This is a genomic window from Pseudomonas sp. A-1, from assembly GCF_004801855.1.
GTDB lineage: Bacteria > Pseudomonadota > Gammaproteobacteria > Pseudomonadales > Pseudomonadaceae > Geopseudomonas.
The window spans coordinates 1-8,035 of record NZ_SSTC01000128.1; the positions used below are offsets into that span (position 1 = coordinate 1).

General features: G+C 72.5%; 7 protein-coding genes. 4 read left to right on the plus strand and 3 right to left on the minus strand.

What is annotated here, in order from left to right; translation table 11 throughout:
• The 3 genes from E5198_RS19360 to E5198_RS19370 all read left to right on the plus strand — a co-directional run.
• Window positions 1–2,061 (plus strand): copper-translocating P-type ATPase (locus E5198_RS19360; RefSeq protein WP_136491569.1); only part of this gene is annotated, 2,061 nt, incomplete at its 5' end.
• A 70-nt stretch (window positions 2,062–2,131) separates the two neighbouring features.
• A complete protein-coding gene (locus tag E5198_RS19365) occupies window positions 2,132–2,809 on the plus strand; it encodes a DUF4197 domain-containing protein (protein WP_136491570.1) in 678 nt (225 codons plus the stop codon).
• A 164-nt stretch (window positions 2,810–2,973) separates the two neighbouring features.
• Window positions 2,974–3,840: a DUF2279 domain-containing protein gene (locus tag E5198_RS19370; RefSeq protein ID WP_168772561.1), complete on the plus strand. Its 867-nt coding sequence runs from the start codon at window positions 2,974–2,976 to the stop codon at window positions 3,838–3,840.
• Between the two features lie 214 nt (window positions 3,841–4,054).
• On the opposite strand, the gene E5198_RS19375 is transcribed toward E5198_RS19370, so the two are convergent.
• The 3 genes from E5198_RS19375 to E5198_RS19385 form a co-directional block, all read right to left on the minus strand.
• On the minus strand, window positions 4,055–5,554 hold the full coding sequence (locus tag E5198_RS19375) for a TAXI family TRAP transporter solute-binding subunit (protein ID WP_136491572.1): 1,500 nt from the start codon (window positions 5,552–5,554) through the stop codon (window positions 4,055–4,057).
• A gap of 2 nt (window positions 5,555–5,556) precedes the next feature.
• On the minus strand, window positions 5,557–6,747 hold the full coding sequence (gltS, locus tag E5198_RS19380; protein ID WP_136491573.1) for a sodium/glutamate symporter: 1,191 nt from the start codon (window positions 6,745–6,747) through the stop codon (window positions 5,557–5,559).
• Window positions 6,748–6,824: 77 nt separating this feature from the next.
• On the minus strand, window positions 6,825–7,532 hold the full coding sequence (locus E5198_RS19385; protein ID WP_136491574.1) for a cupin domain-containing protein: 708 nt from the start codon (window positions 7,530–7,532) through the stop codon (window positions 6,825–6,827).
• Window positions 7,533–7,789: 257 nt separating this feature from the next.
• Between E5198_RS19385 and E5198_RS19390 the strand changes: the two genes are divergently transcribed.
• Window positions 7,790–8,035: hypothetical protein (locus E5198_RS19390; protein WP_372239898.1), on the plus strand; the 246-nt coding region annotated here is incomplete at its 3' end.

An 8,035-nucleotide genomic window follows, 5' to 3' on the forward strand; every position in this document is an offset into this window, starting at 1 on the left:
TACGCCGCCGAGCCGCTGGCCGCCGCCGGCGCCCAGGCCGACGCCGAGGAGGCGCGCCGCGCGGCCGAACTGGCCGAACTGCGGCGCTCGCTGCTGCTCGCCGCCGTGCTCACCCTGCCGGTGTTCGTGCTGGAGATGGGCGCACACCTGATCCCCGCCCTGCACCACTGGATCCTCGCCTCCCTCGGCCAGCAGGCCAACTGGCTGGTGCAGGGCCTGCTCACCACGGCGGTGCTGTTCGGCCCCGGCCGGCGCTTCTTCCGCCTCGGCGTGCCGGCGCTGCTGCGCGGCGCGCCGGACATGAACTCGCTGGTGGCGGTCGGCACCAGCGCCGCCTGGCTGTTCTCGCTGGTCGCCACCCTCGCCCCCGGCCTGCTGCCGGCCGGCACCGTGCACGTCTACTACGAGGCGGCGGCGGTGATCGTCAGCCTGATCCTGCTCGGCCGCTTCCTCGAGGCACGCGCCAGGGGGCGCACTTCGGAGGCGATCCGCCGGCTGATCGGCCTGCAGCCGCGCACCGCCAGGGTGCGCCGCGACGGCCAGGCCCTGGAAGTGGCCATCGACGCGGTGCGCGTCGGCGACCTGGTCGAAGTGCGCCCCGGCGAGCGGGTGCCGGTGGACGGCGAGGTGGTCGAGGGCGACAGCTTCGTCGACGAGTCGATGATCACCGGCGAGCCGCTGCCGGTGGCCAAGGCACCCGGCGCCGCGCTGGTCGGCGGCACCGTAAACCAGAACGGCGCGCTGACCCTGCGCACCACGCGCATCGGCGGCGACAGCGTGCTGGCGCAGATCATCCGCCTGGTCGAGCAGGCCCAGGGCGCCAAGCTGCCGATCCAGGCGCTGGTCGACCGCGTCACCCTGTGGTTCGTGCCGGCGGTGATGCTCGCCGCCCTGCTGACCTTCGCCGCCTGGCTGCTGTTCGGCCCGGCGCCTGCGCTGACCTTCGCCCTGGTCAACGCGGTGGCCGTGCTGATCGTCGCCTGCCCCTGCGCCATGGGCCTGGCCACGCCCACCTCGATCATGGTCGGCACCGGCCGCGCCGCCGAGCTGGGCGTGCTGTTCCGCCAGGGCACCGCCCTGCAGTCGCTCAGGAACGCCCGCGTGGTGGCGCTGGACAAGACCGGCACCCTGACCCGCGGCAAGCCGGCGCTGACCGACCTGCTGCTCGCCGAAGGCTTCAGCCGCGAGTCCGTGCTGGCCGCGCTCGCCACGGTCGAGGACAGGTCCGAGCACCCCATCGCCCGCGCCATCGTCGCCGCGGCGCAGGCGGAGGGCCTGCCGCTCGGCAGCCTGGAGAACTTCGAGGCGGTCACCGGCCACGGCGTGCGCGCCACGGTGGACGGCGTGCGCGTGGAGATCGGCGCCGACCGCTTCATGGCGCAACTGGGCCTGGACGTCGCCATCTTCTCCGACGCGGCGCAGCGCCTGGCCGACCAGGCCAGGACCCCGCTGTACGCCGCCATCGACGGCCGCCTGGCGGCCATGCTGGCGGTGGCCGACCCCATCAAGGACGGCACCCCCGAGGCGATCCGCGCGCTGCACGGCCTGGGCCTCAGGGTGGCGATGATCACCGGCGACAACCGCCGCACCGCCGAGGCCATCGCCCGGGCGCTCGGCATCGACGAGGTGGTCGCCGAGGTGCTGCCGGAGGGCAAGGTCGCCGCGGTCGAGCGCCTCAGGGCCGCCCACGGCCACCTGGCCTTCGTCGGCGACGGCATCAACGACGCACCGGCGCTGGCCGCCGCCGACGTCGGCCTGGCCATCGGCAGCGGCACCGACGTGGCCATCGAGGCGGCCGACGTGGTGCTGATGTCCGGCGACCTGCGCGGCGTGCCGAGCGCCATCGCCCTGTCGCGGGCGACCCTCGGCAACATCCGCCAGAACCTGTTCTGGGCCTTCGCCTACAACACCGCGCTGATCCCGCTGGCCGCCGGCCTGCTCTACCCCTTCAACGGCATGCTGCTGTCGCCGGTCTTCGCCGCCGGCGCCATGGCGCTGTCCAGCGTGTTCGTGCTGGGCAACGCCCTGCGCCTCAAGCGTTTCCGACCGCCGGCGCTGTAGCGGCGGTCGCAGCGTGACGGCTCGCCGAGCTGCTAGGATGAAGAACACTTACCAGCCAAGGATCGCCCCCATGCGCCGTATCGCCACCCTGCTCGCCGGCCTCGCGCTCAGCGCCAACGCCCTCGCCCTGTCCCTCGCCGACCTCACCCAGCAGGACGCCAGCGGCGGCCTCAAGGACGCCCTCAGCCAGGGCGCGCGGATCGCCGTGCAGCAGCTCGGCAAGCCCGGCGGCTTCAGCAACGATCCCGACGTGCGCATCGGCCTGCCGGGCAACCTCGGCAAGGTGGCCAAGACCATGAAGATGATGGGCATGGGCTCCCAGGTCGAGCAGCTCGAACTGACCATGAACAAGGCCGCCGAGGCCGCGGTGCCCGAGGCTCAGGCGCTGCTGCTGGATGCGGTGAAGAAGATGACCATCAGCGACGCCAAGGGCATCCTCGCCGGCCCGCAGGACGCCGCCACCCAGTACCTCAGCCGCACCAGCCGCGAGCAGATCCGCGCGCGCTTCCTGCCCATCGTCAAGCAGGCCACCGACAAGGTCGGCCTGGCCCAGCAGTACAACGCCTTCGCCGGCAGCGCCGCCAATTTCGGCGTGCTGGACGCCAAGAGCGCCAACCTCGAGGGCTACGTCACCGAGCAGGCCCTCGACGGCCTGTTCGAGGTGATCGCCGAGCAGGAAGCCGGCATCCGCCAGAATCCGGCCGGCGCCGCCACCAGCCTGGCCAAGAAGGTGTTCGGCGTGCTCTGACCCGCGCCAGCCGACGCGCCGCTCCCGCAGGAAACCCACAGGAAGCCCGCCCCGTGCGGGCTTCCTGCCGTCCGGGCTGTGCCGCGCCGCCGGCACTGCGACTACGCTTGGAGGACCTGGCGCAGCCGCGCCAGCCGCATCCTGCCCAACGGGGAGGCACCGAGTTGCCTGCATCGTCCACACCGCCTCGCCTGCTGGCCTGCCTGCTCGGCGCCCTCGCCACCTCGTCGCTCGCAGCCCAGGCCACGCCGCCCGACGACAGCGGCGAGCGCGCCGCGCACGGGTGGAGCCGCGAACGCAAGGCCCAGGCGCTCAACCTGGGCATCGTCGCCGGCGTCACGGCCTACGGCTTCGCCAAATGGGACTGGGGCGAAACCTCGTTCCGCAGCTCAAGCGAGGGCTGGTTCGGCAGCCACACCGACAGCGGCGGCGCCGACAAGCTCGGCCACGCCTACACGGGCGCGGTGGCCACGGCGCTCACCGCCAGCCTCTACCGCCGCTGGGGCTACGACGAGGCGCAGGCCGCGCGTCTCGGTGCCTTCAGCGGCCTGCTGCTGACCAGCGCGGTGGAGCTGGGCGACGGTTTCTCGCCCGAGCACGGATTCAGCTGGGAAGACCAGGTCGCCAACCTGGCCGGCGTGGGCCTGGAGTATCTGCGCCAGCGCCATGCGGGCTGGCGCGAGCGCGTGCAGTTCCGCTGGGAGTACTTCCCATCGCCCGCGATGCGCCACGGCCAGCACAGCGACCTCGCCACCGACTACTCCGGCTCGCGCTGGATGCTCGCCTTTCCGCTGCGCGCCTGGGGTGCGCGCGACTCGGCGCTCAGGCACTTCGACCTGCTGGTGGGCTATGGCACCCGCGGCTATGGCGACGACGACCAGGAGTTCTTCGACGACACCGAGCGGCATCCCTTCATCGGCGTCGGCATCAACCTGCCCCTGCTGCTCGACACCCTGGGCGCCTCGCCATCCACACAGCGGGTGTTCGAGTACCTGCAGATCCCCGGCACCGCTCTGCCGCTGCCGCCGTAGAGACGACGGGCCTGCCACCACGCCCCCGTTTGCGGACATGGCGCACGCTCGGCGACCGCTGCGCCTGGCCGCCGGTCGGCGGCGGCGGAGCGCCCCGAGCTCTTCACGCTTTTTTCACCTCAGCCCCTGCACTATCGAACCAGCTGAAGGACCAGCGCCCCAGTGAGAAGCCCGCCATCGGCGGGCTTTTTGCTGTCCGGGCGACGCCCCTGGCCTAGCGCGCCTCGGCGCCTGCCGGGCCAGCGTCGAGGGCGCGCAGCGCCCCCTCGTGCAGGGGCACGGTGAGGGCTCGCCGGGCGTTGGCAGGCGACAGCTGCTCGCCCTGGATGCTGCCCCACGCCAGCCAGCGATTGCTCGGGGCGAACAGCGCCCGCACCAGCTGCTCGGCCTCCGCGGCACTGAACTGCTGGTCGCACAGCAGCAGGCTGCTTACCGCCAGGGTGGCGACGGGGGCCGGCTGGCGGGGATAGCTGCCGGCAGCCAACGACATGGCGAAGGTGCCCGGACGGCTGGCCACCAGCTGGCGGACGGCCGGCTCGTCGAGGGGCAGCAGGCGCAGGTCGAGCGCCTCGCTGGCGGCGCGGATCTGGTCGGCCGGCGCACCTATCACCTGGATCACCGCATCGAGCCGACCGTCGCGCAGCGCCGCCAGGGCCTGCTGCAGGTCGAGGCTGGCCGCTTCGCCGAGATCCTCCGGCTTGAGCCCATGGGCCGCCAGTACCGCCAGCGCGGTGTCGCGCGAAGCCGAGCCCGGCTGACCGAGATTGACGCGCTGGCCGCGCAGGCCGGCGATGGTGCGGATCGGCCCGGTGCCACGCACCAGCACATGGAGCGGCTCCGGGTAGAGGCTGGCCAGGGTGCGCAGCTGGCTGTACGGACCTTCCCCAGCGAAGGGGCCGCTGCCGGTGCTGGCGTAGTGCACCGCGTCGCTCTGCGACAGGGCCAGCACGACATCGCCGCGGCGCAGCATGCGCAGGTTGGCCACCCCGCCCTCGGTGGTCAGCGGCACGACGTGCAGGCCCCGCTCCCCGAGCAGGCTGCCCAGGGCCACGGCGAAGCGTGCGTACTGTCCGCCGGCGGGACCGCCGGCCAGCGGATAGCCGTGGTGCAGGCGGCTCAGTCGTCCCTGGATGCTGGCCAGCGAGCGCTGCATCTCGTCGCGGATGATCTGCCGCTCGCTCACGCCCGCGCCGGTGGGCGAGAGTTTCAGGGCGGTGCCGACCGCGGCGATCAGCAGCTCGTCGGGCGAGCCGGTGCCGCCCTCGCCGGGCTGCGGGGCGCGCGGCGCGCTGAAGCCCTGCGGCACCACAACCTGCCAGCCACCCTCGACCTGCCGGTAGATCAGGCTGCCGTGCGCCTTGAGCCGGTCGCCTCGGCGGTTGCCGCCGCTCTGCACGCCGGACAGCCCGCGCGGCCCGGCGCCGAGGGCGCTGATCAGGCTGGCCACCCCGGGCGAATCCCAGGAACCGAAATCCTGGTCGCGCAGCACCTCCAGCTCGCTGTCGAAATACACCACCACGCGCGTTTCCTCGGGCGGCGCCTTGGCATCGCTGGCCGAGCCACGCCGCTGCAGCTCGGAGATGCCCAGGACGCCCTCGCCGAACGCCTGGGTCAGGCGTCGCTGCAGGTCGCCCTCCAGCGTCGCCTGGTCGGGGCCACGCGAACAGGCGCCCAGCAGCAGGGCCAGTACGGCGACCAGCAAGGTGCGCAACATGATCAGCCCCCCATCCACGGCAGCGTCAGGAATCCGGTCAGCACCAGGGCGTTGAGCAGATCGATGAGGAAGGCGCCGACCAGCGGCGTGACCACCATGGCCTGCGGCGCCGCCCCGTGCTTGCGGGTGATGGCCTGGATGTTGGCCATCGCGGTGGCGGTGGAGCCGATGGCAAAGCCGCAGAAGGAAGCCGAGAGCACCGCGCTCTCGTAGTCGCGGCCGACGAAGCGGTACACCGCCCAGGCGCCGTAGAGCACGGCCAGCACGGTCTGGGCGACCACCATGAGCAGCAGCGGGCCGGCCAGGCCGACCACCTGGGCGAGGTCCAGGGCCATCATGGTCATCACCAGGAACAGCGACAGGGTCAGCGACGCCATCAGGTCGATCGCCCCGTCGTTGAGGCGCAGCCCCAGCAACGGCGCCAGGTTGCGGATCGCCACGCCGAGCAGCAGGCACCAGAGAAACCCCGGCACGGTCACCGTGCCCTCGCCGACCCAGGCGGCCAGTTGCTGCCCGCCGACCAGCGCCAGCAGCGTGGCGGCCAGCACACCGAGAAAGTTGGCGAGGTTCACCGGCGCCTCGGCTGACCCGCCGTCCGCCTCGGTCGCGTGGTCATGTGCGCCGCCGGCCAGCCGGTGGCGACGGATCAGCCACTGGGCCAGCGGACCGCCGACGATGCCGCCGAACACCAGACCGAGCGTGGGCGCGGTCATCGACAGTTCCATGATCGACTGCAGGTTGTTCACCTCGGCGAAGCGCTCGGCGTAGGCCGCGCCGGTGCCATGTCCACCGACCAGGGTTATGGTGCCGCCGACCAGCCCCATCAGGGGGTGCATGTCCAGCCCCAAGGCGATCAGCAGGCCGAGGATGTTCTGCAGGAACAGGAAGGGGATCATCACGATGACGAACTGCACCAGGCGCCTGCCGCCCTGCCTGAGCATGCCGAGGTTGGCCGACAGCCCCACCGCGGCGAAGAAGGCCAGCAGCAGGCCGGGCTTCATCACCGTGTCGAACTGCGGCTGGAAGGCGGCGAGGTGGCCGAACAGGGTCAGGCCGATGGCGAACAGCAGCCCGCCGGTGATCGGGTCGGGAATGTTGTAGTGGGACAGTACCGGGATCAGGCGGTTGACCAGGCGGCCGAGCAGCAACGCCAGCACCGCGACCAGCAGGGTTTCCAGGGGTTGCAGGGTCACTTCGGTGCTCCTCCGCCAAGAACGGGCAACGACCGATGGCGCGCACCGGTCGAGGCGGGACGGCGCGCAAGCGGCCCTCAGGAGAGGATAGCCGAAGACAGCTCCTTGCCCGCCACATCCCAGCATGTCGGCGCGCCGACATGCCCGGTCTTGACGAAGAGCACCGCCCCCTCGCGGGAGCGGCGCCGCGCGCAGCTGCCGCGCGGATTGCGCAGCCAGGTGCCGGCCGGGTAGTCGCCGGCCTCGTCGCTCAGCTGGCCGAACAGCACGAACAGCTCCTCGCCGCCCGGGAAGCACTGCTGCGGACACTCCGTGCCGGGCTCCAGGCGCAGCAGGGCGGTGCGCACGTCGCCATGCTCGTGCAGCACCAGCTCGGCCAGGCCATCGACCGCGCTGCGCTGCCAGGGCAGGCGTCGGCTATCGAGGCTGACGCTGGCCTGGTCGTCCGGGGCGAACTGCCAGAGCTTGACCAGCAGGGTGCAGCCCTCGACCGAGGCCGGCGCGTGCCGGCTGCCCGGCGGGTTGCGCAGGTAGCTGCCGGCCGGATAGTCGCCGCTCTCGTCGCTGAACACGCCGGCCAGCACGAGGATCTCCTCGCCGCCGCCGTGCACATGGGCGGGGAAGTGGCTGCCGGCGGCGAAGCGCACCAGGCTGGTGGCGCGCGCCACCTCGTCGCCGACGCGATCCAGCGGGATGCGCTGCACGCCTGGCTGCGGCGAGTCCTGCCAACGCGCGGTGGCGGTGTGCAGCACCACACGCTGTTCGAAATCGTCATTCAGGTTCATCGCCGCCACCTCAAGACAGGCCCCGGGGCACCCGCGGCGCACCCCGTGCGCCGGGTCGGATGTCCATCATACGTCCGCCGCCGCCCCGCGGCGACCACCGCTCGGCCGCGCGCCCGCCCGCGGGCTAGACTGGACGGGCCGCGATCTGCTCGGCGGCTGAGCCCCGGCGTTTTTACTGATTCTTTACGCCCTGCCGCTGCCGGGCGGAGGAAAATCGCCCCTGCCGGGCTCACCCTTGTACAGGCAGCGATTTCCCCATGACTTCCAGCGATGGTCTTGCGATGAACGACAGCGGCGCGACCGCCAGCCGGGCCAGCAACCCGCCCGGCCGCCTCAAGGTGTTCTTCGGCGCCCCGGGGGCGGGCCAGACCCTGGCCATGCTGCAGGACGCCCAGGGGCAACTGCGCAGCGGCATCGCCCTGCGCGCCGGACTGGTCGCCGCCCGCGACGCCGCGAGCGCGGCCCTGCTCGCCAGCCTGCCGCAACAGCCGCCGCGCCGCGAC

Coding starts and splice junctions, on each gene's coding strand:
- E5198_RS19385 (WP_136491574.1), bottom strand. CDS start 7,532: ATGAACCTGAATGACGATTTCGAACAGCGTGTGGTGCTGCACACCGCC.
- E5198_RS19375 (WP_136491572.1), bottom strand. CDS start 5,554: ATGTTGCGCACCTTGCTGGTCGCCGTACTGGCCCTGCTGCTGGGCGCC.
- E5198_RS19365 (WP_136491570.1), top strand. CDS start 2,132: ATGCGCCGTATCGCCACCCTGCTCGCCGGCCTCGCGCTCAGCGCCAAC.